The organism is Falseniella ignava CCUG 37419, assembly GCF_000301055.1.
Classification (GTDB): Bacteria; Bacillota; Bacilli; order Lactobacillales; family Aerococcaceae; genus Falseniella; species Falseniella ignava.
In genome coordinates this window covers 144,750-170,722 of the sequence record NZ_JH932300.1, presented here as the reverse complement: position 1 = coordinate 170,722, position 25,973 = coordinate 144,750, and the positions used below count along the sequence as shown (strand labels likewise).

Genomic DNA, 25,973 nt, shown 5'->3' with positions numbered 1-25,973 from the left:
GGCTTGAATATATTCTGTTCGTTGATTTTCCATCAATTGGTTGAAAACAGTGGTCAAAATATTTTTAGACACATCATCTTTAACGGAATGTTCAATAATACTTTGAACCTCTTCGTTGTTCAGTGTAAAATGTACTTGGGTCATGTAACGTCCTCCTGGGTATGTTTTTAGTGGTTAAAAACATTGTACCGTAAAAGGGCTGTTACATGGCCTTTTAACTTTTACACAATTATATGGACTTTATCTTATTTCAGGAGAATCTGTTGTTATTTCATCATATTCAATACCAACACTATTTTTATAAGATTTGATTATTTGTTTTAATTCAACTAACTTGTTATTTAAATCATTCTCCAAATTTTTTCTTCCAAAATAATTATATTTAGATGATTTAATCAAGACACTCTCTAAATTTTTTTGACTCCTTTCAATTACTCTTAGTAAATCTTTTTCAAAATTTTGATACTTTTTTTTCAATTGTCCGAATACGCTATATTTATTTTTATTAAATTCTTTATACACTTGATTCGGAATCCATATTAAATCCTTACACTCCTTGAAAATTTCTAATATGTTTTTGCTACTGTATAATGAATATCGAGCTAAGTCAAGTATTACATTTGTATCTAATACTATTATAGAGGTTTTTCTATTTATTATTTTTTTAAATTTTTCATAATTCAATTAAAGCACCAACCTTATTATTTAATTACATTCACAAAATTATTAAGTTTTTTCCATTTTCTAATCTTAGTCCTAAATGTTCCAAATGGTGCTACTGTATTTACATGGATAAATTTATATACTTCCCAAGTTGCAGTTTTTGTTGCTTCATCTGCCCATTTTCTCATATGTGGTTTAAATAATTCTTCCTCTGTAAGATTATCTATCAAAGAGTAAATATCTTCTATATTCTGTGATAGTTGTTCTTTTAATTCCTTTAACGATTTATGAGCATAGGTATCTGTAAACCATTGATACAATTCTCCAAGTTGATTCCACTTAAATTTGTCAGATGGCGTTTTAACCTCAATTCCCTTTTTTTCATCTTCTTCCCATTTCAAAACTAAAGTTGTCCAACCTACTTGATAGGCAAGATTTTCAGCTGGTGTCCTATCAACTTGATCTACTCTTTTATCTTTTAATTCTTCTGGGATATTATCAAACTCTGAAATATATTTTCCAAAAGTTTTCTTTATCTCATTTTTTAATTCTTCCTTACTTTCATAAGACCTCATATGCCTACCTCCATGGTTTATATAGATATTATACCAAAAATATTTTTATCCTAGGCTTAATTCATAATCTTGTAATCAAACTGTTCCTGTTTATTTTTATTTTATCTCTATTTGTTAAATACTCTTCCACATCAAACAAGTTTTTCTTATCATAATCTTCCAACAACTTGTAATTCTTATGCTTTGTAATATCGAATTTATCAGATAGAAAAGGTCTTACTCCTCTTAACTGATAAATACACTTACCGCCATCCATTACAGTTATTTCATCTTGACTCATAAGTTCCTTGCCAGTTTTTTGGTAATTTAGACCAAAAGATTTTTGATTGGATCTTGTTTCTGATGTGTTATATAGGTCTATGGTTTCTTTTCCTAAGGTTTCAGATAATTCTTTTACTGTTGTTTTTTCTTTTCCTCCTAAAAAGAGTGTAGAGTCGCAGTTACCAACTATTGTATCTGCATGGTCTTTATAGATTGCTTTTAATTGAGATTGTGCTTGCAGTATTATGCTTGCCGATATTTCTCTTGAACGAATTGTTGCAATCAATTTTTCAAATTTAGGAATTAATCCTATATTTGCAAACTCATCAAGTAGACACCTAACATGAACTGGAAGTCTTCCACCATACACATCATCTGCCTTATCACATAGAAGATTAAATAGTTGAGAATACATTATTGAAACTACAAAGTTAAAGGTATCATCTGTATCTGATATTATTACGAATAAAGCAGTTTTTCTATCTCCAATTTTATCAAGCTCTAATTCATCTTCGCTCATTAGTTCTCTAAGCTCTCTTATATCAAAAGGTGCAAGTCTTGCTCCACAAGATATTAGAATTGACTTGGCAGTTTTTCCTGCTGCCAGCTTATATTTCTTGTATTGCTTAACTGCAAAATGACTTGGATCTTTCTTTTCAAGAGCTTCAAAAAGCCTATCAATTGGGTTCATATAGGTTTCGTCATCTTCTCTAACCTCACTTGCGTCAATCATATCTAAGAGTGTTTTAAAATTCTTTTCTTCTTCAGGTGCTTCATAATAAATATACCCAATAAGAGCAGTGTAATATAACTTTTCAGCCTTTACCCAAAAATCTTCTCCTGCCTTTTCTCCATCTCCCTTGGTGTTAGCAATTATGGTTTGGACAAGCTTTAAAATATCTTTTTCACTTCTCAAGTATGCAAAGGGATTGTATTTCATAGATTTTTTAAAGTTTATTGTGTTTAATATCTTTATGTCGTAACCATTTTCATAAAGCATTTTTCCACATTCTAACACAAGTGTGCCTTTAGGGTCTGTTACTACATAGGAAGAATGCATTTGCATTAGATTTGGCTTTACATAAAATCTCGTTTTACCTGATCCAGAACCACCTATTACTAATACATTTTTATTTCTGGCATATTTAGGGTTTTTAGGTCTTGAGTTCATTGTTAGTCTTTCGGTATTAGTTATGAGAACATTGTTTTCAAACTTAGGGTCAATATATGGAGCAATATCCTTACTTTCTCCCCATCTTGCAGATCCATATTCCTTGCCTTGCCTATATTTCTTTTTGTTTTTACCTTTGCTGTAAACAATTAACTTAACAAGACCAGCAACTGAAATACCTACTAACAAGTCCCTTGGATTAAGGCTTGGTATATAAGATAAAGTTCCTATATCAGAAATTCCCACCATTATTTTATCAATAATATCTCCTCCTACATAAGAATTGATGTGCTTAGAAAAGATATTTCCAATGTAGAAGAATGATAGATAGGGAATGTTTGATAATATAAATTTCTTTGGGTTGTCTATTTTAATTAGGTTTTTAATATCAGAAAGAATGGCTTCTAATATCTTATTCATCGTAGAAACCTTCACTATCTAATAAAATTAGTAGGTAGTGTCTTCCCTTTGGTGTTATTAATGTTTGTATTCCTACAAGTGTACCTAGTGGATCAATCCATTCTTTTACTTCAAAATATCCCTTGTTCTTATCTGCATAAGGTAAGAGTTTCTTTTTCTTATCTCTGTAAATTAATCCCTTATCCATTAGAAAACTTATAAATTGATTTTGTGGTATTCCTAACTCTTTGGCAGTATTTCTAAAGTTTGTAAGTAGGTTATAATCTACTAATTTGTCATAATAATCTGCCTTTGGTCTTAATTCTTCAATTTCTTCTTCTCTTTCAGCAATAATTCTATTGGCTACAAGAATTGCATCTGCAAGTAGATCTTCATTAGTTTTCTTTTCTTGCCCTACTATATATCCTCCGTTTTTTCTAATACTTGGTAAGACTTCTCTAGTTACCCAAGCTTTGAATATTTTTGCTTGTGGTAGTTTTGATGAGAGGATAAGTGAATACAATCCTGATTCGTTAATTATTGAAATATTCTGTATTCCTCCAGGGGTGTTCCATTTCGTTACACCCTTATCTTCTTCGTCTACATGGTCATAAATAGCTTTTCTGGGATTGACATATCCTAGCGTAGTTGCTACTTCATTTGCTATAAAGAAAAACTCACCATCTTTTTCAATAACAGTGAGTTTCCCAAAATTCTTATTTTCAAATGTTTTTAGATTACTTATCATAAGCTTTGCTCCTTATGTTTATTTTTAACTTTATCTTTACTAATGGTGTCCTTAGCCATATCTTTAAACTTATTTATAGTCTTCGTTATTGAATCTTTTCTATCGGCCTTTTTTTCAGAAGCCTTAACTGCTTTTTTAAAGGCGTGTTCCATTACTTTTATATCCTTAGATTGAAAAAACACAGAGTGGTTACCAGTTTCCTTATCTTTCATAACAGAAAACTTCACTCCGTGTTTGTTTAAAATTTTCTTTAATTCTTTTAACTCAGGATCTTTTAGATTAATTTCTTCTAACTGTCCCTTTTTAACCATATCTTTTAGTTTTACTTCTTCTCCATTATTTTTTATTACATTTTTCAAGCCTCCTTGATCTTCTATTTGCTTGTGAACTTTCTTTAAGGCATCAAGAATTGCTTTACTTGTTGCTTTTGCAAGCCTTACTTCAAGGTTAAGACTCGACCTAGATACTTCTTCATTAATCATCTATTCCACCTCCATATAAAAGTAACTCTTTGTATTTTCTTAACTTCTCTTGATGGATTTTTCTTCTAAAATCTTCTCCCGTAACTTTAACTGGTATTGTCATTTCAAGTATTCTTGAATATATCCTCTGATACTCAAGTTCAATATTAGGATTTTGAATAATTTCCAATGATAAGTTTGTAGTAAAAATTGTCGGCCTACCTTTTAAGTATCTTGAGTTTATAATGTTATATACTTGTTCTCTTGCATAAGATGTATCCCTTTCAATTCCAAGATCATCTAAAATTAACAACGGAATGTTTGATAGGTTATCTATAATTTCATTTGAATCTAGCTTAAATGCTGATTTTTGTATTTGATTTATAACCTGAGATAAATTCATAATCTTAACTTTAACTTGTTCTCTTTCAATTAATTCATTTGCAATAGAACAAGCAAGATAAGTCTTTCCACTGCCAACATCTCCATGAAATAAAAGTCCAACATTGTCTTCCTTCATTTGTTCAAAACTTTTAGCATAATTGTAAGCAACCTTGTAAGCTTGACCTTTTTCATTTAAGAATCTCTCAAAATTATATTGGTGTTGGAGTGGCGATGAGAAACAATCTCTTTTTAGCGATGATATTTTCATTAGTCTTTCTCTTTCTTCATTTTCCTTATCTCTTTTTATTTCACATTCACATTTAATTCTGGGAATAAACTTTGTAAAGCCAAGGTCAAGTAATTCTCCATCGACTCTTTTATCACATACCTTACAATAAATATGTCCATTTCTTTCAATATCATTTTCTCTTAATACAAAATCTTTTAAGTTCTTCATAAACTCTCTCCTATATCGTAATTCATTTTCCTTGTTGTATTATCATTAATGTTTTTTGCCTGATCATTAAGATACCAATTGATTATCGTTGCCTTGTGATCTTGATACACTCTGTTATTTGCTTTCATATATGACGACAACCTATCAATGTAGTCACTAATTCTACTTCCTAACTCATTTGTTAAGTCCTTGTATTCTTCATCAGTCAAAAATATGTTTTTATATATTCCATAAGGCTTTTGTCCCTTACTAAAATCATTCTTTCTTAACTCATTATTACTAATATTGTTATAGTTACCTTCCGATTTTCGGAAATCTTGAAGTCTGTTATTAGGAGTTCTTGAATTCCGATTATCGGAAGTCTGGACTTCTGCTTTTCGGAAATCTGGATTTCTATTATTTGAATCGGAGAAAACACTCATAAAATCTTTAACATATATCCTATTTGGTTTTCCAAGTCCTTGTCTTTTCTTTTCTATCAATCCAATTCCTGATTTTATATCAAGCTCATTTATAATCTTTAAGGCTTTATCATTAGCACAGTTAAATTGCTCTTTAATAGCATCCATTGTGTAGTAAATAAAGACTTTTCCATCTTCATCTATCCAGCCATTTTTATATGAAAGACCCATTCGATTAAGCATATATGAATACAAAACTTTAGCTTCAATAGAAATGCTCTCAAAAATCTCATCTTCCATTAATACCATAGGTAACCTAATGAAGTTATACATCTCAGATTGCCTATTATAAAAATAATCAAAATTCATTCCTACCTCCTCTCTTTAAAATAAAAAAAGACGACAGAATTATTGCTTTCTATCGTCTACGGTTGTCTTATATTTATTTTTCTTCAAATTGATTTTATTGTATAGTTTAATAATTCTAATAATCCAATAACATATATACCTAATTTAGGTAATCCAAATGGACTAAATAAAAATGCTAATATTAGTGCTTCAATTACAATTTGCTTGTCTCCTTGAAAAATGCTAGCTATTCCAATTATAAAAATCAAAGTAGAAACTACGCTTAACAACGCAGTACTCAAACTTAATATGAAGGTTAAAAAAGCTATGAGCAAACTCAACACTAATCTTATCGGTAATAAAATTATTCTAATTATCCATCTCATACATACTCCTAAAAATTAAACTGGGATTCATAACAAACCCCAGTTTCATAATTAGCGTGTCCTTTAATATAATTTTGATCCTGCTGGAATATTATCATCCAGCATTATTAAGTTAAGTTTTTCTTCACCGTCATACTCACAAGTTGCAGATATAATCATACCTTCTGAGTCGATTCCCATCATCTTACGAGGAGGAAGATTACAAATTGCAAGTAGTGTCTTTCCAATTAAGCTCTCTGCGCTGTAATATTCCTTAATACCAGATAAAATAACTCTTTCTTTTTCAGAACCATCATCTAATGTAAATTTCAAAAGTTTTTTTGACTTAGGAACTTCTTCGCAGTTTTTAACCTTTACAACTCTAAAATCAGATTTTGAGAAAGTTTCAAAGTCTACCATATCTTCAAATAATGGTTCAACTTTCACTTTTGAAAGGTCAATTTCTTCTGTCGTAAGTTTGTCGTAAGTTTCGTAAGTTTCTTTTGACAAACCCCCATTTTCTGCCTTTTCTAAGCCTATTGGCTTCATTGTTGGGAATAACAGCACATCGCGAATCGATTGTGAATCCGTCAATAACATAACTAATCGGTCAATGCCGATTCCTAATCCGCCAGTTGGAGGCATTCCATACTCTAAAGCTTCTAAGAAATCATTATCCACCGGATGTGCTTCATCATTACCTTGATCTTTTTCTGCCATCTGAGCTTCAAATCGCTCACGTTGATCGATTGGGTCAGTTAGCTCCGTAAAGGCATTGGCATACTCATGACCGGCGATAAATAATTCAAATCGGTCTGTAAAGCGAGGATCCTCTTGATTCTTACGCGCTAATGGAGAAATTTCTACAGGATGACCATAAACGAATGTCGGTTGAATCAAATGTTCTTCACACTTTTCTTCAAAGAACTGATTAATGACATGACCAACTGTCGTGTCAGAATCCTCTAACGGAACATGATGCTCCTTCGCTAAAGCTTTCGCTTCTTCAAAAGACATTTCTGGCCAGAAATCGACCCCAACCGTTTCTTTAATCATGTCCACCATATGCACACGATTAAAATCTGATTCTAAATCAATTTGTACCCCGTCATATTCAACCATGGCTGTTGGGTGAATCGCATGTGCAGCATTTTTAATAATTTTTTCAGTTAAGTCCATTACATCGGTGTAAATGGAGTAAGCCGTATAGACTTCAATCATGGTAAATTCCGGGTTATGTGTTGTATCGATCCCTTCATTTCGGAAGACACGACCGATTTCATAAACTTTTTCAAAGCCACCAATCACTAGGCGTTTCAAGTGAAGTTCAAGCGCAATCCGCAAATATAATTCCATATCTAACGCATTGTGGTGCGTAATAAACGGACGAGCATTGGCCCCTCCAGCCAAGTTATGTAGTACTGGCGTCTCAACTTCCATATACCCTTCTTGATCTAAGAAACGACGGATTGCCGTAATAATTTTAGAACGATTAATAAATCGAGTCCGACTCTCTTGATTACTAATTAAATCCAAGTAACGCTGACGATAACGTTGCTCAACGTTCGTTAAACCGTGATATTTATCGGGTAATGGACGCAATGCTTTTGTAAGTGGAATAAATTCTTTTGCACGAACCGTTAATTCTCCCGTATTGGTTCGAAATAGTGTTCCAGCAACACCGACAATATCACCAAGGTCTGCAGCATCATACCAATGATAAGCCGCTTCGCCAACCTCATCTTGTCGAACATAAATTTGAATTTGCCCGCTCATATCTTGCACATGTGCAAAACCCGCTTTTCCTTTACCGCGCTTGGTCATTAAGCGTCCTGCCACACTCACCGCAATGGTTTCTTCAGCTAATTCTTCTTTAGATAAATGGTCGTATTGTTCGGTGACTTCTTGTGATAAGTGCGTCCGATAGAAGCCCGCATCAAAAGGATGAACCGTTTCTGACTCGAACATTTCCATCATTTTGTCGCGTCGAACTTGAAGTTGATCATTTAATTCTTCCGTCATTTTGTCACTCCTTAAATTTTCTCTCATTTTGATTAAAGCATATTTGACCGTTGATTACAATCTAATCCCGATTGAGAGGATTATTTTGTGCACGTTGGGCACGAAGTTGTTCCATTTTTTCAATTTTCTCCATGGCTTCGTTAGCAAATTGATCTAAAATTTGGATGACTTGATAAGGATCTTCATATTCATTAATTTGAACTTTTATTTTTGAAGAACGTGGAATTCCTTTTAAATAATAATGGGCTTGTGTCCGGAACTCACGATTTGCTACCAATTCCCCTTTAAGTCCAATCAAGCGATGGAGGTGATCGATCGCCGTATCAATTTTCTCACGCGGTGTCATCGGCGGTAGCTCTTCCCCTGTTTTTAAATAATGAACCATTTGTTTAATAATCCAAGGATTGCCCAGAGCCGCACGCCCAACCATCACCCCATCGACTGAGGTTGTTTCAAGCAAATGCTTCGCTTGTTGAGGCGTTGACACATCTCCGTTCCCAATAAAGGGAATTGTCTCGATAGCTTGGCCGACTCGGTCCAACATTTCCCAATCTGCTTTACCTTCATACATTTGAACACGTGTTCGACCATGCATCGCAATCATTGAAGCTCCAGCACGTTCAGCCGCCAGCGCATTTTCGACTGCATAAAGATGTTCATCATCCCATCCCGTACGCATTTTAACCGTAACGGGTTTGTCGATGGCATCTACTACTGCCGCGACCATTGAATACACTTTATCAGGGTCAAGTAGCCAACGAGCACCAGCTTCTGCTTTAATCACTTTATTCACAGGGCAACCCATATTAATATCGATAATTGCACAATCGGTATTTTCGCTAACATATTTTGCTGCTTGAACAAGCGTCTCTTTATTCCCCCCCATAATTTGGATGCTGAGTGGATACTCGTTAGGTTCGATATGCAACATGCTTAGGGTTTTCTTATTTCGGTACTGGATTCCTTGGTCACTAATCATCTCACAAACGACTAAGCCTGCACCAAATTGCTTTACAATTGTACGAAAGGCAGCATTCGAGACCCCAGCCATCGGTGCCACTACAATCGGATTGTCGATTTCAATATCTCTAATTTTAAACATATTATTCCGTCTCCTTTGAATGAATCCGTTCAATCAATGTTTCCAGCTCACTCTGACTAAAGTCATAGTGTTTTGAGCAATAATGACAAACTACTTCTGCCTGTCTTTGCTCATCGATCAACAATTGTAATTCAGATTCTCCGAGTAACATTAATTTATCCGCGTAAAACGCCTTATCACAAGGACAATGATACGTTATGTCCTGCGTAGCAATAATACGAGAATTTCCCTCACCTACTAAGTAGTCAAGTAGTTTTTCAGAAGTTAAACCGGACTGTAGCTTATCACTGAGCCGCCCAATCTGTTGAATGGTCTTCTCCAATTGTTGGATGGTTTCTTCGCTCGCTCCCGGTAAGACTTGGATCAAAAATCCTCCCGCACTCAAAATATGTTCATCCGCATCAACTAACACACTTAAACCCATCGCTGACGGTGTTTGTTCTGAGACAGCTAAATAATAAGTAAAGTCTTCCGCAATTTCACCGGATATCAACTCAACGGTTCCATTAAAGGGCTCCATATTTTCGATATATTTGCTCACCGTTAAAAAACCTGGCAGACCAATCCCGGCCGACACATCAATTTTCCCTTGTTCATTGAGCGGCAAAGAAACATGAGGGTGGTCAATCGCCGCACGAGTTTCACCATGACTATTGCCATGCACCACAATTCGCCCGATTGGTCCTTGACCTTCAATAACGGTTACGAGTCGATCGCTTCCCTTGAGGTTCGCCGCTAATAAAGATGTAGCCATTATCATACGACCCATTGCTGCAGTCGCTGTATACCATGTCTCATGGGTCTTACGTGCAGTTTCTACTACCTCAAGACCGTCAATCACAAACACCCGTATCTCATCGTTATAAGCTAAAGCGCGAATGATTTTACTTGTCATTTTATTAACTCCTTTACTATTACATAAACGCACAAAACGAACATAACAAGCAAGGTGTCCTTGCCTGAAATGTTCGTTGCCACATAACGTATGATAGTTCCTCGCTTACAATTCATCGTGATCTTGATCCGCTGATCCATTTGATTGGATCGAATTATTTTGCTGATCATCGATTACAGATTTATCTACGTTATCATGTTGTTTTTGTTCTTCTTCGTTTTCCGCCTTTTCTTTAGCTTCTTCATAAGTCTCAGCTACAGCCGGTTCTTCTGAATGAGAATCCGATTCATCATCGTCACCCGGTTCTGGCATCTTTCCTGTTTCAAATAAAGATTTGATCTGACGTGCATCCAATGTCTCAACTTCAAGCAACTTCTCTGCAATTAAATTCAACTGCTCACGATGCGCGTTAATAATTTGATGTGCTTCTTCCATTGCTTTCGCCATCATTTCTCGAACCGCAAGATCAATTTCATAGGCAACTTGCTCTGAATACGCTGGAGTTTGTCCATATTGACGCCCCGCAAAAGGTTGATGACTGCCTTCAAATTGAATCGTACCTAATTTTTCAGACATACCGTACTCAGTAATCATCGAACGAACGATTTGTGTTGCTTGCTGGAAGTCATTGCTCGCACCCGTTGATTTTGAATTAAATACGATTTCTTCGGCAGCACGTCCACCGAGAAGACCCACTACTTGCTCATATAATTCTTTTTCAGTCACAATGTATTGATCCTCTTTAGGTAGCATAATCGCATACCCGCCAGCGCGTCCACGTGGCACAATGGTTACCTTATGGACAATACGAGCGTCGCTTAAGACCATTCCAACAACGGTATGACCAGCTTCATGGTACGCAACCGTTCGGCGTTGCTTCTCAGAAACTTCTCGATTGTTTTTAGCAGGCCCCGCAATCACCCGGTCATGCGCTTCATCTAAATCCGATGGTGTAATAAATTTATGATTGAATCGTGCCGCGATTAACGCCGCCTCATTCAATAAGTTTTCTAAGTCTGCTCCTGAAAAACCAGGGGTTTGCTGAGCGATAACTTTAAAATCAATCTCATCAGATAATTTTTTATTGCGAGCGTGAACACGCAAGATTGCTTCACGACCTTTGACATCCGGGTTACCCACTAAAATTTGACGGTCAAAACGTCCTGGACGAAGTAGCGCTGGGTCTAAAACATCTGAACGGTTGGTTGCTGCCATTACAATAACACCTTCGTTGCCTTCAAACCCATCCATCTCAACTAGAAGTTGGTTTAATGTCTGCTCGCGTTCATCATGGCCGCCTCCCATTCCTGTTCCGCGTTGACGGCCGACGGCATCAATTTCATCAATAAAGATAATAGAAGGTGCGTTCTTTTTGGCATTCTCGAACAAGTCACGTACGCGACTTGCACCAACCCCGACAAACATCTCGACAAACTCAGATCCAGAAATGCTAAAGAATGGCACGCCCGCTTCACCTGCTACCGCTTTAGCGAGTAGTGTTTTACCCGTTCCTGGAGGGCCTTCTAATAGGACTCCGGCAGGAATTCGTGCACCTAACTTGGTAAAACGCGTTGGGTCTTTTAGAAACTCAACAATTTCAACAAGTTCTTGTTTTTCTTCTTCTGCACCTGCTACGTCTTCAAAACGTACTTTAACTTTTTGTTTTGAGACATCTTTGGATTTTGACTTACCAAAGTTCATAACCCCTTTACCGCCGCCTCCGGCTTGTTGGGTCATTGTATAAATTAAGAAGAATGATGGGATTAATAAAATTAGAAATGGTAAAAAGCTTAACCATAATCCCGCACTCGACTCCGCTATGGTTGTAATTTCCGTTTGTGATTCACGCGCAAGCTCTGTGACTAAATCTAAGGTCGAATCATTGCCTAAAATTTTCGTTTCAAAACTGTTGGCTTGATTTGAACCTTGAATAACTTGAATAAAGTTTTCTTCTTCTTTGGTAGTCGCTTCAGATTGCTTACGATACTCACCTTTTACAATATAGACACCCGATCCAATCTGAATTTTGAATTTATCAACATCACCTTTTTCAAGGGCTTCAATAAATTCAGAGGCTGGAATTTCAGTAGAACGCCCCATAAATCCACCATCACCGGTAAACATTTGCATTCCACCAATCAGCGCAAAGATTATAATTGCCATGGGTAAGAAATTACGAAATGGATTCCGGTTCGGATTATTTCTAGGATTCTGATTCAATACATACTCCTCCGATCGTTTAAATAATATATCTTAACAATCATAGCATAATTCCATTAAGAATCGCTATTAAATTGCATTTCTTCCAACTTACTGATAAACTTCTGGCTTTAAAACACCAATATAAGGCAAATTGCGATATTTTTGCTTGTAATCTAAGCCGTATCCAACAACAAACTCATCGGGAATATCGATGCCGATATAATCAGGCTCAATTCCTTTGACGACACGTCGTGCTTTTTTATCAAGCAAGGTACAAATGCGAACCGATGCTGCTTTACGATAATGGAAGAGATCTACCAAATATTTTAAGGTGCGACCTGAGTCGATAATATCTTCGACAATTAGCACATGACGTCCTTCGATAGAAGATGCCAAATCTTTGATAATACGTACTTCACCCGATGATTCAAAGGCCTCGCCATAACTAGATACATCCATAAAATCAATTTCTAAATAAGTATCCATCGAACGAATAATATCCGCCATGAAAATAGCCGCTCCACGTAATATGCCGACTACAACGACTTCTTTTCCTTCATAATCTTTCGTTAATTGCTCACCAAGGCGGTCTACTGCTTGTTGGATTTCTTCAGGTGTCACGAGAATTTTAAGTATATCTTTTTCTAACATGTGAAGCCTCTTTCTATGAATAATGTTACCTTTATATTATCACAGTTTTATAGAGTTCGGTACTTTTTCTTATAGGCTAGAACCAACTCTGTCTCTGGTTTTAATGTATCCAATTTGATTGGGTGTGATAAGGGTGGTACTGTTGCAATAATTTGATCAGCATCATCTAGAAACATCCAATACAATTCCCGTTCATTGCGTGGGACTTTCCGATCAATCATCAATCGTGCAATTTTTTTGTGAAAATATTTCCCTTGTTTACTGGCAACTTTTAAACGGTCTCCTGGATGACGATGCCGGATTTTTAATTGATGATATTGTTGATAGGTCATTTCATAATAATATTGAATGCGATCGTCTTCTAATAATTTATTCAATTGAGCGATTTCAAAAACCCCTACAAAATCATCATTATAAAGGCGTACCCATTCATTAATAGGTACTCGCTTAATCTCATTCATTTCATTAAGGCTTGTACGCATTTGTAATTGATAAATATAAACTTCTTGATAGCTACGTTGAGCTACCCAACCCGAAGCAATATCTACCTGAATATTCGCATCCTGCTGTCGCATCAATAAATCAATCATTTGTTCAATTAAGGATTTACTGTACTTCTCTACAACGGCACGCAGTCTTTCATCGAATAAGATACCTAAATACACATGAAGCTCTGCTTGACTCAACGCTTGCCATCTAGGAACATTGAGAATAAAGTAGCCTTGCGGTGAGACTTGAAGCAATTCTGGTTCAATCTTTAAATAATTCTCTAAGTGAACTCGATAACTTGTATATAATTGATCCGAAAGTGTCGACATATTATCAAGAAACTTTGGATTGATTTCAAGCATCTCGGGTACAATGCGTTGCCGTATTCGATTTCTGACGAAGTGATCGTCTAAATTAGTATAGTCTTCACGGTAAGGAATTTGATGTTGATGCGCATATTGATATAACGTATCTTTAGGCCAAAAGATGAGTGGACGAACTAATTGAACACGAACTCCACCTTCAAGATTATCATTTAACACACGATGGTATTCACTGCGAATTCCACCTAATCCTCTGAGTGATGTCCCACGAATTAAACGCATAATCATTGTTTCCGCTAAATCATTCGAGTGGTGGCCTGTCATGACAGTATCGCTGTCCGTCATTTTAACAACATCCCCTAAAAATGCATAGCGCGCATTACGCGCTTGGGACTCCACATCACGCTCAGCCGGCTGAGACCACTCCCCAAAAAAGTAAGGTAAATTATATTCTTTTGCAACTTTTCGAATTAAATCGGCATCTAAATCACTGTCTTCTCTTAGATGATGATTGAAATGCGCAATAAAAAACTCTTTACGCTGATCTTCAGGGAGCCTTTGATTTACTTCAATCATTAGGTACAATAATACCATCGAGTCAACACCACCTGAAATAGCAAGTACGATTCGCTTGGCAAAATGCCACTGTGAAGAATTATTTAATTGGTGTTGTACTTCAAGCAATAAGTCCATAGCGCACTCCTTTACTAATATTTCATTCGGCTAAATTATACTGATAATGTCATCCTTTTACAAATTAATCCATTTAGACTAATCGGAGGTGTTTTTTTATGAATCGCATCTTAATTATCGAAGATGACAAAAACTTATTGAATCTACTAAGAGTCACTTTAGAGCAACATGGATTCGAGACAATCACCGTAACGCATGCTCAGCAAGGTCTCCGTGCCCTCGATCATGAACGGATAGACTTAATTGTTACCGACATCATGCTCCCTGAGATTGATGGATTTGAATTTATTCAACAAGTCCGCACCATCCATCAACTCACACCGATTTTAATTGTTTCTGCAAAAGAAACCATTGACGACAAGCGCATCGGTTTTCACATTGGTGCAGATGATTATATGGTAAAACCGATCGATTTAAAGGAATTAGTATTGCGGGTCGAAGCACTTTTGAGGCGAGCTCGGATTGCTCAAAGTAATATTCTACAGTTGAACGAAACAAAGCTCGATTCACAAAATTTATTAATTGAGACCCCCCAACAGACGGAGACGCTACCTCAAAAAGAATTTCTCTTGCTTTTTAAATTACTATCTTACCCCAATCAAATCTTTACGCGGCAACAGCTGATGGATGATATTTGGGGGCTCGATAGCGAGACTGATGAACGGACTGTCGACGTCCATATTAAACGATTACGTGATCGTTTTTCAGATAATCCCGACTTTGAAATTATTACCATCCGCGGTCTAGGGTACAAAGGAGTGATTAAAGCATGAAATCAATCCAACAATGGATTCATTCAAAATTATGGATTTATTTTTCACTCATTTTCTTTGCGATTGGTCTGCTCATTGCCACCATCGCAATTACGATTTTAGGTGTGTTAGAGTATCATAACCTCCTTGCCACCTTCAACCACTACCCATTCTTAAGATGGTTATTACCGATTATTATTTGCTTTATCATTGGCGTCATTACCGCGTCCTTAGTCAGTTTAGTGATTTTAAAGCCAATCTCACAACTGAAACAACAAATGCAGCAAGTCATTCAAAGTGACTTCTCAATTCAAGTGGATGAAAATCAACCCATTCAAGAAGTTGCAGAACTATACCACGCTTTTAACTTAATGGTCAAAGAACTTAACGGAATTGAGCGCTTTCAATCCGATTTTACCTCGACTATCTCTCATGAATTTAAGACACCATTGAGTAATATTCAAGGTTACGCTCAGCTGCTCCAGTCACCTCAAATTACCCCTGATGAGATGTCGCAATATTTACACAAGATTCAGCACGCTACCGAACAGCTGACCACCTTAGTTAATCATATTTTAGAACTGACTCGTCTTGAAAATCAATCCATTGCTTTTAATCAGTCGCATTTTCGCCTAGACGAGCAAATTAGAGAAAGTATCCTATCGCTTCAACCTCAGTGGGAAAAACAAAATATACAACTGAAACTAGATTTACCTACGACGTATGTTCTCGGCAATGAGTTACTACTCTATCAAGTTTGGACGAATTTAATCCAAAACGCGATTCAATACAATCGGAAAGGGGGGACTTTATCAGTTCAAATTAATCAATATGCTAAACATATCCAAGTCATTATTTGCGACACTGGGGTTGGGATTGCACCAAAAGATCTTCGGCATATTACGGAGCGCTTCTACCAATCCGATACGAGTCGCCATACGAAAGGAAATGGCTTAGGGCTCGCAATTACCCAAAAGATTGTAAAACTTCATCAAGGCTCGATCCATTTTACAAGTCAATTGCATCAGGGAACACAAGTCATCGTGACCATACCCACAGATGACATATCCTCCAGCTAAAAAATGCCGCTTATCTGTTAAAGATAGGCGGCATTATTTATTAACTTGAAGGTTCATTACTAATTTGAGCTTGTATTTGATACATCTTAGCATATTCCCCTCCTAAATCAAGAAGTTGAGCATGGGTTCCCTGTTCAGAAATTTTACCTTTTGATAATAATATAATTTGGTCTGCTTGTTGAATCGTCGACAATCGATGCGCCACAATAATCGTAGTGCGTCCCTCTTTTACGACTTCCATCGCACGCTGGATGACATTTTCAGTCTCTGTATCAATATGCGAAGTAGCTTCATCAAGAATTAAGATAGCTGGATTTGATACGAGCGTTCGAGCAAAAGAAATTAATTGGCGTTCTCCTGACGACAGCGTCTGTCCACGTTCATTAATCGGGTGATGGATCCCAAGCTCCAATCGCTTAACAAATTCCATCGCACCTACGCGTTCAAGTGCTTCTTCAATCATTGTGTCGTCAATTGATGGGTGATTCATACTCACATTGCTCGCAATCGTACCAGTGAATAGAAACGGCTCCTGCAAGACGATTCCCATCGACTCACGGACACTTTCGCGCCGAAAACAACCAATATCTTGACCGTCAATTAAAATATTCCCGCTTTGCGGGTCATAAAAACGCAAGAGTAAATTAATAATTGAACTTTTCCCTGAACCAGTATGACCTACGAGTCCTAATGTTTCACCTCGTTTAACCTTGAAGGAGATATGGTCTAATACTAATTGATTCGGTCGATACCCAAAAGATACATCTCGAAATTCTACTTTCCCTTCTGTAATAAGCAACGTATCCTCAACGTCCGGCTCCACTGGCGCATCCAATAACTCAAAAACACGTCCTCCCGACACCAAAGCTTGTTGAATTGTTGTCATTAAGCGAACTAACATACTAATCGGCCAAAATAAACTTCGAATATACGTAATCAATAAAAAAATCGTCCCAACTGAAAAAGTCAATGTTTGATTGAAATATCCCGAAATAATATAAGCCATTAGCAAAGTAATTGATAAATTCCCTAGTAACTCCGAAAAATTCCATGAAAACATCGAATTCAATTGAATATCTTTATAACGCGAATCGCTCCATTTGAGATTCATTTTCTTGAACTCATTGTTAATCGTATCTTCTTGGTGATATAACTGGACCATCGAGACCCCTTGAACAATCTCCGCCGTCTGATTATTCAACTCACTGAGTGACTCTCGCCACTGTGTATTAATCGGCTTTGCCCACCTTGCGTAAGTTAATTGCCACCAAACTAAGATAGGAATTAACCCAAGAAAAATCACACCTACCCAGATACTGACTCTAAAAATTGCAATATAAGTACTGATGACTAATAAACCTTGGACAACTACTTGATTGCCAAAGTTTTGGAAAAAACCTTCCCGTAAACTTTCAGTATCATTGACAATTCGTGAAGATATCTTGCCTGCAGGCTTATCATCGAAGTATGAAATCGGTAATCGCTGTAGATGCGCATAGGCTTCATCACGGATACGTTTAGTGAGTGCATTCGCCACATACGCTAAGCAAAGGTAACTGACATATCCGACCACTGCTCCGGTCACAATCAATAACATCATCTGCGCCAGATGTTTCCAAATCACTGAGATCGCAATAACTTGATTTTGTTTAACTTGATTCGTAATATAATCGATTAATCGTTGGATGACTCGAGGTGTATATACATTGATCGTCACAAATACAATTTGAAGTACTACCCCGATCATAAACCGCCCGAAATGATAGCGATAATAACTTATCAATCGTTTAAATGTCTTCATGATGATCTCCTTCTACTTGCTGGCGAAGGTATTGCTCATAATACCATCCTTTTTGCGCCATTAATTGTTCACTCGTACCCGACTCCACGACCCGCCCTTGTTCCATTACAATAATTAAATCCGCAGATTGAACAGCGGACAGACGGTGACTCACAATCATATTTGTTCGATCTTTACGAACATGTTCGATATGATTGATAATCGTCCGCTCCGTTTGGGCATCGACTGCAGATAGTGAATCATCCAAAATTAAGAGTTCGGGTTGGCGAATCAACGCTCGAGCAATACTAATACGTTGTTTTTGTCCTCCAGAGAGGGTTACGCCCTTTTCACCTACGATTGTATCGAGTCCCGCTGGCATCCGCGCAAGGTCTTTCGATAAATCAGCCCAATCAACCGCATCCATCACTTGTTTTTCTGTAGCTTCTTTTAGACCAAATTCAATATTGTAGCGAACGGTCTTTGAAAACATTATATGTTCTTGTGGAACGTAACTGATTAATGATTCAATTTGATTGATGGCATAATCTGTAATCGGACGACCGTTGAGTAAAAACTGCTCGGTATTTTCAACAGGGAATTGTCTTAACATTTGTCGGACTAAGGTGGATTTACCACTTCCGGTTTTTCCTACAATTCCAAGTGTTTGACCACGTTTTAAGGTGAGTGAAATATCTTTTAGGGTAGGTTGCGTGTCATTAGGATATGTAAAAGAATAATCTCGCCATTCAATCGAATCAATCTGATCAATATCAACTTGCCCCGGCACAGCGACTTCATCAGGATACGTAATCAACTCTGAAATCTTATTAAATGAAATATTCGCTTGTTTATAAATAGCTACTAAATCTGCAGCCCCCCAGACAAAATCACTTAACATTCCGAGGTACATTTGAAAAGCAACAAATTGTCCAACTGTTATTTGCCCTGCCTTAACCATATACCCACCGTATAGTAGACCTGCCGCCGTACTTAACCCACTAAAAAACCGGGATACTGGACCGTAACTCGCATTATAAACAATATAGTCATTGGTTTTATCCCTCGCTTGTTGCGTCCGCTCAGTAAATCTCGCTTGTTCGACTTGGGTTGTGGTGTATGATCGAATCACACGCACGCCTTCTACCACTTCCAACACTTCATTGCTCAGTTTGGTTACTTCTTCTCGACTCCGTTCATAGCGCTGATCGACTTGTTGACCAATATAGTAAATCGCGATACCAAACAGTACTAGCGGTAATGAGCTTACTAGCGCTGCTTGCCAAGAAACGACCCAACTCATCACCACTATGATTGCAATCATGTAGAGTCCATCACCCAAAGCGATAATCGTTCCCCAACTTAACATATTACCCATCATATCAATATCCGTTGTCATTCGAGTCATTAAATCACCCGATCGAAATTTTTCATAAAAGGGTTGGCGTAACGTCAATAATTTATCGAACATTGATTGACGGAGCTCTGCTTGATACTGAATTCCTTGATAGAATATCGTCCGTAAATAGATTAATTGTGATAAATAGGAAATCACACCGGCAGCAAAAAGCACTCCCACAAGTTGAATACTCTTTGATACTGAAATGGTTTGTTGGACCAATCCATCTACAAAACGTTGAATGATATAATTCGGTACGAGTAACGCTAATGAATTTACTAAGGCAAAAATTACTCCAATAATAAAACGCGTTCGATGCTGTGAAATATAGCTTGTAAGTGATCGAATCATATTGTCACCTCCTTTTTCATTGTTCTCATTATAACTTAATTTACTGATAGTGAATACTATAAAATTATCCACAAAAAAACTCCTAACAATTTGTTAGGAGTTAAACTTTTAAGAAAATTAATTGCGGCGTCCGCCTCTACCCCCGCGCTTCCCTTCAGTGTTACGGCGTAATGAAGCTAGACGATCCTCACTATCCTTTAGAAAAGCGCTCATTAAAGAGTCAAAAGACGAATCTCCCGCATTAGTTCGAGATTTTGACTGAGCTGTTGGAGCTGCCAAAGTATTTTTTACCTCTCGCTCATGTGCTACTTTATCTTCAAAATTACCTCGACGATTTTGTGGGCGTCCTGAGCGTTCGTTCGAGTTAAACTTTTGTTGTGGCTGACGATTCGCTGAGGAAGAATCCTCTTCTGGATTCGCTTGTCGAATCGATAAGTTAATTTTACCGTCTGGTGTCACTTTCAACACCTTAACTTGAACGGTATCACCAACACTCAGATAATCACTGACTTCTTTCACAAAACCTGCGGATATTTCACTAATATGTACGAGACCGGATTGATTTTCGGGTAATTGAACGAATGCTCCAAAATTCGTAATCCCTGTCACTTCACCTTGAACTACTTGGCCAACTTCAACTGCCATTACTGCTTTGTTCCTCCTTGAATTAAACTTTTAATTTTCATCGATTTTAAAAATAATTTCACCGGGTTTACTGTAATAATAATCACGGCGTGCAACTTGCGCTAAATATTCTGGGTCTTGAATCAATTGATATTCACGTTGAATTTCAGCGTTTTCCTTCACTAATTGGGTTTCGATTTGTTTGACTTCATTTAATCGGTCCATCGTTTGCGCATGTTGTTGTCTTATTTGATAATACTGAATTGAAAAGAATAGAATTAAAATACAACTCATTCCAATCGCTGCCCACGTTTTAAAATTTCCAACCGAATGACTCGTAGGCACTCTCGAACTTTTCGTCGCCATCTGACGCGGCTGTCGTCGAGCAGTATCTAAAAACACCACATTTTTTGTATTTGATTGATTCTGATTCATGAAGTCACCCCCTATTGTTAATGAAAGTATATCAATCTTTTCTTGAAATTTCTATCTTCTTTTAATTAAAAAATAAATCTTTCTCTGTTTCGATGCGTTCTTCTTGAATGATTTCATACATTTTCTCAGCGTCCTCTTTCTTAGCTGAGTCCAATAGGGATACAATTTGATAAGTTACAATGCGTTGGCCGAACTGGATTTCTAACTCATCGCCAACTTTTAATTTCGTACTTGATTTAGCGACTTGCCCATTGACTTTAACGCGCCCTTGGTCGGCAACTTCTTTTGCAACGGTTCTACGCTTTATAATGCGCGATACTTTCAAAAATTTATCTAATCGCATATTATTCCTCCTCTTTTTGATCAAATGTCTCATATGCAGCACGAGTGAAACGAATTAACGCATTCAAAACTTGGTCAACCGCTTGATTATATATATTTAAGGTCAATTCAAGCTGGTTATTTTTCACTCCCATATAAGCTTTATTATCTATCGCTGATAATGCTTTAAAAATACGCTCTCCTTGAAGATGTTGCGTACCCCATTCATTAAACATAATAATTAATTCTTGACGCTTACGACGAATTTGAGTAATCCCGATTTCTAAAGCATAGTATTTGATTAAAGCAAAGTCTACTAAGTTACTCACCGGATCTGGAAACTCTCCGTAACGGTCAATTAGTTCATCTTGAAGTTGGACATATGCCTCTTGTGAATCAATCCGCTGAACTAATTTATAAATACCAACCTTCTGACGTTCATCGCTAATGTAATCAGATGGAATATAAGCATCCATCTCAAATTGCCAGTCGAGCGTCGATGTTGGACGGTCCACTAACTGGCTGCTCCCGCCTCGTTTACGTTTGATCGCTTGTTGCAACATCTGGGTATATAATTCATAACCAACAGAATCGATAAAGCCTGATTGTTGCTGACCTAATAAATTTCCAGCTCCCCGAATTGAAAGATCTCGCATCGCCAGTTTAAAGCCGGACCCTAATTCGGTAAATTCTCGTATCGCATTGAGACGCTTCTCGCTAATTTCACTTAATTGTTTGAAAGGCTCATAAAATAAATAAGCATACGCGAGACGATGAGTCCGGCCAACTCTCCCACGCAATTGATATAACGTCGATAAGCCCATCCGGTCCGCATCATCGACAAACAGTGTGTTCGCATTTGGAATATCAATTCCCGTCTCAATAATGGTGGTTGTTACTAAAACATCATAGACCCCTTCAATAAAATCTAGTAAAACATTTTCTAACTGGGCTTCGCTCATTTGACCGTGCGAAATCGCTACGCGCGCTTCCGGTACTAAATCTTGAATTTCTTGTGCTTTGCGGTCAATACTCGCAACTCGATTATATAAGTAAAACACTTGCCCACCCCGAGCCATTTCACGTTCAATGGCCGATTTAATCACACCGTTATTGCGCTCCATTACATAGGTCTGAACTGGATATCGATTATTTGGCGGAGTTTCAATCAAGGATAGGTCCCGAACCCCAATCATTGACATATGGAGCGTCCGCGGAATCGGTGTGGCAGTGAGTGTTAAAACATCCACTTGACTGCGCAATTGTTTCAACCGCTCTTTATGTTTAACCCCGAAACGCTGCTCCTCATCAATAATCAATAATCCCAAGTCATTGAATACGACATCTTTTGATAAAATTCGATGCGTGCCGACGACAATTGAAATGGCGCCAGTCTTTAGTCCATCAATTGTTTCCTGTTGTTTCGCTTTTGATACAAAACGACTCAATAAACCCACTTCAAATGGCCAATCCGCAAAACGCTCAATAATTGTATGGTAATGTTGTTGAGCAAGAACCGTCGTTGGTACTAGAAATGCGACTTGTTTGCCATCCATCACCGCTTTAAAAATCGCTCGTAAAGCGACTTCTGTCTTACCGTACCCTACGTCTCCAACCAATAAGCGGTCCATCGGGCGATCCGATTCCATATCCTGCTTAATTTCTTGAATACTACGCAGTTGGTCTTCTGTTTCAGGATAAGGAAAATCATCTTCAAATTTATATTGTTCTGGCGTATCTTGCGCAAAAGCAAATCCACGCTCTTGTTCACGTTGAGCATATAGTTGAATCAATTCATCCGCAATATCTTCAACTTGTGACTGAACTCGCGCTTTAGTCTTTTTCCACTCTGTTCCGCCCAATTTATTCAGCTTTGGCGTTGTACTTTCCGAAGCGACGTATTTTTGAAGCTGCGAAATATTCTCTACTGGAAGAAGAATACGTGCTTGATCACGGTATTCGATTGCGACCGCATCCGTATGGTTACCATTAATTTCAATAGTTTCGATGCCGGTATAACGTCCGATACCATGAATCGGATGTACAACATAATCGCCGATATTTAATTCATTATAATCCTTTAATCGCTCGGCATTCGATTGCTTTCCAGAACGCACTTTCGGCCGGCGCTGTTGATTGAATAATTCTTGCTCTGTAATAACTACCCATTTATCAAGGGGGAGTTCAAATCCTTTAGACAATGAAAGGGGTAATATATTGATTTTCTCGCTTTGGGGATCATCAGCCTGAATAATCGCTGGCAAATCATACTCATGCAGTAAATCATACGTACGCTGTGCCTCATGCTTAGAACTTACCGCAATTTGAACGATAAAACCTTGACGCAACCAATGCGTAAGTTCACTTTCAATCAAAGACATTTGATGGAAGAATGAATTCATGCCGCGGTATTGATAATTATGAATCGAACGAAACGTAATGCCCGACATCCCACGTTGCAGTGAAGCAAAATGCAGTGTATTTAATGGAGCTTCTCGCAATCGATGATAAGCTTCATGCTTCATCTCAATATTCGGTAACAATTGTCCCCGACTGACTTCTTGTTCAATCCAAAATTGATTTTCTTCAAGTAGTTGAAACTCTACCTGTTGAATTCGGCCTAATTCCATCACGATTAACTGCGCGTCAGAAGATAAATAGTCTAATAGACTTGTCCCAGTTCGATCCCACAAGGATAAGTATGCTGAAGCAAACTTAAGTGATTCACCTTGCTCAAGTTGGTCTAAAGTTTCTTGATAACGCGCTGAAATTAAGGCGCGCTGTTCTTCATTGGACGTATGTTTCACGATATGATCCATGCGTTGCCTTAGCTCTGGTATTAACGCTTGTTGCGCTTCTATTGGGAATACAATATCTATCGCAGGTGTAATCGTCACCTGGTCAATATTATCAATCGACGTTTGCTCTAACGGATCAAAGGTTCGAATAGAATCCAACTCTTCATCAAAGAAATCAAGTCGAATCGGATTAGCTTGGTCAAAAGGATAGATATCGACAATACTCCCACGAATACTATATTGACCCGGAAGTTCCACCAGAGGCTCTCTTTGGTAGCCATAACACGATAAATAAGCTTCTAATTGGTTAAAGGCATACTCGCCACCTAATTGAAGCTTTAAAGACCCCTTCTTCCATGTATCAACAGGTGATAAACGCATCTGAATCCCTGCTACATTGGTTAAGATAATTCCAGGACGTCCTGTCGCAAGATGATTTAATACGTCAATGCGCTGTGCAATTCGCTCTTGTGATGCGATAGAATACTCTACCGCTAATGAATCTTCGGCTGGAAAAAGTAAAACCGGTTCATCAATCAACTCCGTCAAATCTTCATATAACTCATTGAGTTGCTTCGAACGTGGCTCAACGATTAGATAAGGTTTAGGATCTTTCCGAAAGAGTTGCGCAATGAAAATCGCCCTTGCACTATCATCTAATCCTGTAATTAAGTTCGAAGCGCTAGAACGTTCATCAATCAATTGCGCTATGACCTCTTCAAAAACCTCGGTATATAATCGGGGCACTGTATCACATCCTTTTATGTAAAATGACGTAAGGAGCTCGCCTTAACGACCCCCTCGCATTGACTCGTATTTAATTGTATTGATTCATTAATTGATTGAAGGTGGTTCCATTCAACCAATCTGTCATCGCATTCGCCGCTCGGTGAATTCCAGGTTGCAATAATTCTCGTTCTTGTGAATTAAACGGTGCTAGAACATGGTCGGTAACTTTCCATCCTGGAGCTGGCCGGCCAATTCCCATCTTAATTCGATTAAATTCATTCGATCCCAGTAGATCGATAATATTTTGAACACCACGCTGTCCACCTGAACTACCACGGTAACGAAGCCGAACCTTCCCAAGAGGTAAATCTAAGTCATCATGGATTACCACAATATCTTCCATCCCTACGCCAAAATAACTCATCATTGGGAGTAATGCCTCACCTGACAGATTCATATAAGTATAAGGCTTCATAATGATGGCACGCTCTCCTCCGTGGCGGTAGATTGTATAGTCTGATTGGAACTTCTGGTCCGTCATCGTCAAGTCATGCATCGCTAAGAAATCATCAATAACTTCAAAGCCAATATTATGCCGTGTTCCTGCATACCTTTCGCCAGGATTACCTAGACCGATTATTAATTTCATATCGTCTTTCACACCCATTCATAAAAAACATAAAAACCGTAAAAATCCCAAATATCAGTTTGCACTAAATATTTGGGATTATCTACTTAATCATCCACTGATGATTACACAAATTCTAATTCAATGGCTTTCGTTAACACATCGCGATAACTGAAACAAGAACGCTCAAAATCATTTTCGTCTTGATCTAAACAAACAATAAAAATCGAACGATAAGTTTCAGTTAAGACTCCTCGTCGTTCTTTTTGGCGTTTACGTCCTAATTGGACAGTGACACAAATCTCTTCACCAACCCGCTCTTCAAGATAACTCTTGATTTCTCCTAGCTCATTTGGCATGTATGCTCACCTCACGAGTGTATTATACCACAAATAATATAATTTGACAATATAACATAGCAAGTAGATAGTGTCAAATTATTGTTGGTTTTCCTCTACCATACTTTT

At 37.5% G+C, this 25,973-nt stretch carries 25 protein-coding genes; 2 read left to right on the top strand and 23 right to left on the bottom strand.

From position 1 onward, the window contains the following. The 15 genes from HMPREF9707_RS08855 to tilS form a co-directional block, all read right to left on the bottom strand. A partial coding sequence (locus HMPREF9707_RS08855; RefSeq protein WP_006700836.1) for a transposase occupies positions 1-144 on the bottom strand: 144 nt, incomplete at its 3' end. Positions 145-240: 96 nt separating this feature from the next. Continuing rightward, positions 241-684, bottom strand: a complete 444-nt coding sequence (locus tag HMPREF9707_RS00850; protein WP_006700835.1) for a PIN domain-containing protein — start codon at positions 682-684, stop codon at positions 241-243. A gap of 17 nt (positions 685-701) precedes the next feature. Beyond that, positions 702-1,238 (bottom strand): ClbS/DfsB family four-helix bundle protein, encoded by a 537-nt coding sequence (locus HMPREF9707_RS00845; protein WP_001258251.1) that lies wholly within the window; start codon positions 1,236-1,238, stop codon positions 702-704. A gap of 61 nt (positions 1,239-1,299) precedes the next feature. Beyond that, positions 1,300-3,090: a VirD4-like conjugal transfer protein, CD1115 family gene (locus HMPREF9707_RS00840; protein ID WP_001033643.1), complete on the bottom strand. Its 1,791-nt coding sequence runs from the start codon at positions 3,088-3,090 to the stop codon at positions 1,300-1,302. Beyond that, positions 3,083-3,817, bottom strand: a complete 735-nt coding sequence (locus HMPREF9707_RS00835; RefSeq protein WP_006700834.1) for a phage antirepressor Ant — start codon at positions 3,815-3,817, stop codon at positions 3,083-3,085. Before HMPREF9707_RS00835 ends, HMPREF9707_RS00840 begins: the two co-directional genes overlap by 8 nt. Further along, positions 3,814-4,299 carry a PcfB family protein gene (locus HMPREF9707_RS00830; RefSeq protein ID WP_000606597.1) on the bottom strand — a complete coding sequence of 162 codons (486 nt, stop codon included), beginning with the start codon at positions 4,297-4,299 and terminating at the stop codon, positions 3,814-3,816. Before HMPREF9707_RS00830 ends, HMPREF9707_RS00835 begins: the two co-directional genes overlap by 4 nt. Further along, a complete protein-coding gene (locus tag HMPREF9707_RS00825) occupies positions 4,292-5,119 on the bottom strand; it encodes an ATP-binding protein (protein ID WP_000793094.1) in 828 nt (275 codons plus the stop codon). The genes HMPREF9707_RS00830 and HMPREF9707_RS00825 overlap by 8 nt, the downstream gene beginning before the upstream one ends. Next, entirely contained in the window at positions 5,116-5,889 is a 774-nt protein-coding gene (locus HMPREF9707_RS00820; RefSeq protein ID WP_006700833.1) for a replication initiator protein A, read from the bottom strand. The genes HMPREF9707_RS00825 and HMPREF9707_RS00820 overlap by 4 nt, the downstream gene beginning before the upstream one ends. Positions 5,890-5,972: 83 nt before the next feature. Then, positions 5,973-6,254 carry a CD1845 family protein gene (locus tag HMPREF9707_RS00815; protein WP_001267200.1) on the bottom strand — a complete coding sequence of 94 codons (282 nt, stop codon included), beginning with the start codon at positions 6,252-6,254 and terminating at the stop codon, positions 5,973-5,975. Between the two features lie 63 nt (positions 6,255-6,317). Further along, positions 6,318-8,255, bottom strand: coding sequence for a lysine--tRNA ligase (gene lysS / locus HMPREF9707_RS00810; protein ID WP_006700832.1), 1,938 nt, complete (start codon positions 8,253-8,255; stop codon positions 6,318-6,320). A gap of 61 nt (positions 8,256-8,316) precedes the next feature. Beyond that, complete coding sequence (dusB, locus tag HMPREF9707_RS00805) at positions 8,317-9,357, bottom strand: tRNA dihydrouridine synthase DusB (protein ID WP_006700831.1); 1,041 nt, start codon at positions 9,355-9,357, stop codon at positions 8,317-8,319. A 1-nt stretch (position 9,358) separates the two neighbouring features. Continuing rightward, entirely contained in the window at positions 9,359-10,252 is an 894-nt protein-coding gene (gene hslO, locus HMPREF9707_RS00800) for an Hsp33 family molecular chaperone HslO (protein ID WP_006700830.1), read from the bottom strand. 105 nt (positions 10,253-10,357) lie between these two features. Further along, entirely contained in the window at positions 10,358-12,415 is a 2,058-nt protein-coding gene (gene ftsH / locus HMPREF9707_RS00795) for an ATP-dependent zinc metalloprotease FtsH (protein ID WP_051007498.1), read from the bottom strand. Between the two features lie 147 nt (positions 12,416-12,562). Next, on the bottom strand, positions 12,563-13,105 hold the full coding sequence (gene hpt, locus HMPREF9707_RS00790; protein WP_006700828.1) for a hypoxanthine phosphoribosyltransferase: 543 nt from the start codon (positions 13,103-13,105) through the stop codon (positions 12,563-12,565). A gap of 47 nt (positions 13,106-13,152) precedes the next feature. After that, the gene (gene tilS, locus HMPREF9707_RS00785) at positions 13,153-14,610 is read right to left on the bottom strand and encodes a tRNA lysidine(34) synthetase TilS (protein ID WP_006700827.1); all 1,458 of its coding nucleotides are present in this window, start codon (positions 14,608-14,610) and stop codon (positions 13,153-13,155) included. Between the two features lie 98 nt (positions 14,611-14,708). Between tilS and HMPREF9707_RS00780 the strand changes: the two genes are divergently transcribed. Both HMPREF9707_RS00780 and HMPREF9707_RS00775 read left to right on the top strand, forming a co-directional pair. Then, positions 14,709-15,383 carry a response regulator transcription factor gene (locus HMPREF9707_RS00780; protein ID WP_006700826.1) on the top strand — a complete coding sequence of 225 codons (675 nt, stop codon included), beginning with the start codon at positions 14,709-14,711 and terminating at the stop codon, positions 15,381-15,383. After that, positions 15,380-16,441 (top strand): sensor histidine kinase, encoded by a 1,062-nt coding sequence (locus tag HMPREF9707_RS00775; RefSeq protein WP_006700825.1) that lies wholly within the window; start codon positions 15,380-15,382, stop codon positions 16,439-16,441. Before HMPREF9707_RS00780 ends, HMPREF9707_RS00775 begins: the two co-directional genes overlap by 4 nt. A 40-nt stretch (positions 16,442-16,481) precedes the next feature. Here HMPREF9707_RS00775 and HMPREF9707_RS00770 read toward each other — a convergent pair whose 3' ends face one another. From HMPREF9707_RS00770 to HMPREF9707_RS00735, 8 genes are all read right to left on the bottom strand, one after another. Beyond that, positions 16,482-18,242: an ABC transporter ATP-binding protein gene (locus HMPREF9707_RS00770; protein ID WP_006700824.1), complete on the bottom strand. Its 1,761-nt coding sequence runs from the start codon at positions 18,240-18,242 to the stop codon at positions 16,482-16,484. Further along, a complete protein-coding gene (locus HMPREF9707_RS00765) occupies positions 18,229-19,971 on the bottom strand; it encodes an ABC transporter ATP-binding protein (protein ID WP_040442790.1) in 1,743 nt (580 codons plus the stop codon). The genes HMPREF9707_RS00770 and HMPREF9707_RS00765 overlap by 14 nt, the downstream gene beginning before the upstream one ends. Positions 19,972-20,088: 117 nt before the next feature. Then, positions 20,089-20,616, bottom strand: coding sequence for a S1 domain-containing RNA-binding protein (locus tag HMPREF9707_RS00760; RefSeq protein WP_006700822.1), 528 nt, complete (start codon positions 20,614-20,616; stop codon positions 20,089-20,091). A 30-nt stretch (positions 20,617-20,646) separates the two neighbouring features. Then, positions 20,647-21,030 carry an FtsB family cell division protein gene (locus HMPREF9707_RS00755; protein ID WP_006700821.1) on the bottom strand — a complete coding sequence of 128 codons (384 nt, stop codon included), beginning with the start codon at positions 21,028-21,030 and terminating at the stop codon, positions 20,647-20,649. A 61-nt stretch (positions 21,031-21,091) separates the two neighbouring features. Further along, entirely contained in the window at positions 21,092-21,373 is a 282-nt protein-coding gene (locus tag HMPREF9707_RS00750) for an RNA-binding S4 domain-containing protein (RefSeq protein ID WP_006700820.1), read from the bottom strand. A 1-nt stretch (position 21,374) separates the two neighbouring features. Beyond that, a complete protein-coding gene (gene mfd / locus HMPREF9707_RS00745) occupies positions 21,375-24,896 on the bottom strand; it encodes a transcription-repair coupling factor (protein ID WP_006700819.1) in 3,522 nt (1,173 codons plus the stop codon). 70 nt (positions 24,897-24,966) lie between these two features. Then, positions 24,967-25,527 (bottom strand): aminoacyl-tRNA hydrolase, encoded by a 561-nt coding sequence (gene pth / locus HMPREF9707_RS00740; protein WP_040442968.1) that lies wholly within the window; start codon positions 25,525-25,527, stop codon positions 24,967-24,969. A gap of 104 nt (positions 25,528-25,631) precedes the next feature. Then, on the bottom strand, positions 25,632-25,865 hold the full coding sequence (locus HMPREF9707_RS00735; RefSeq protein WP_006700817.1) for a Veg family protein: 234 nt from the start codon (positions 25,863-25,865) through the stop codon (positions 25,632-25,634). Positions 25,866-25,973 lie beyond the last annotated feature (108 nt).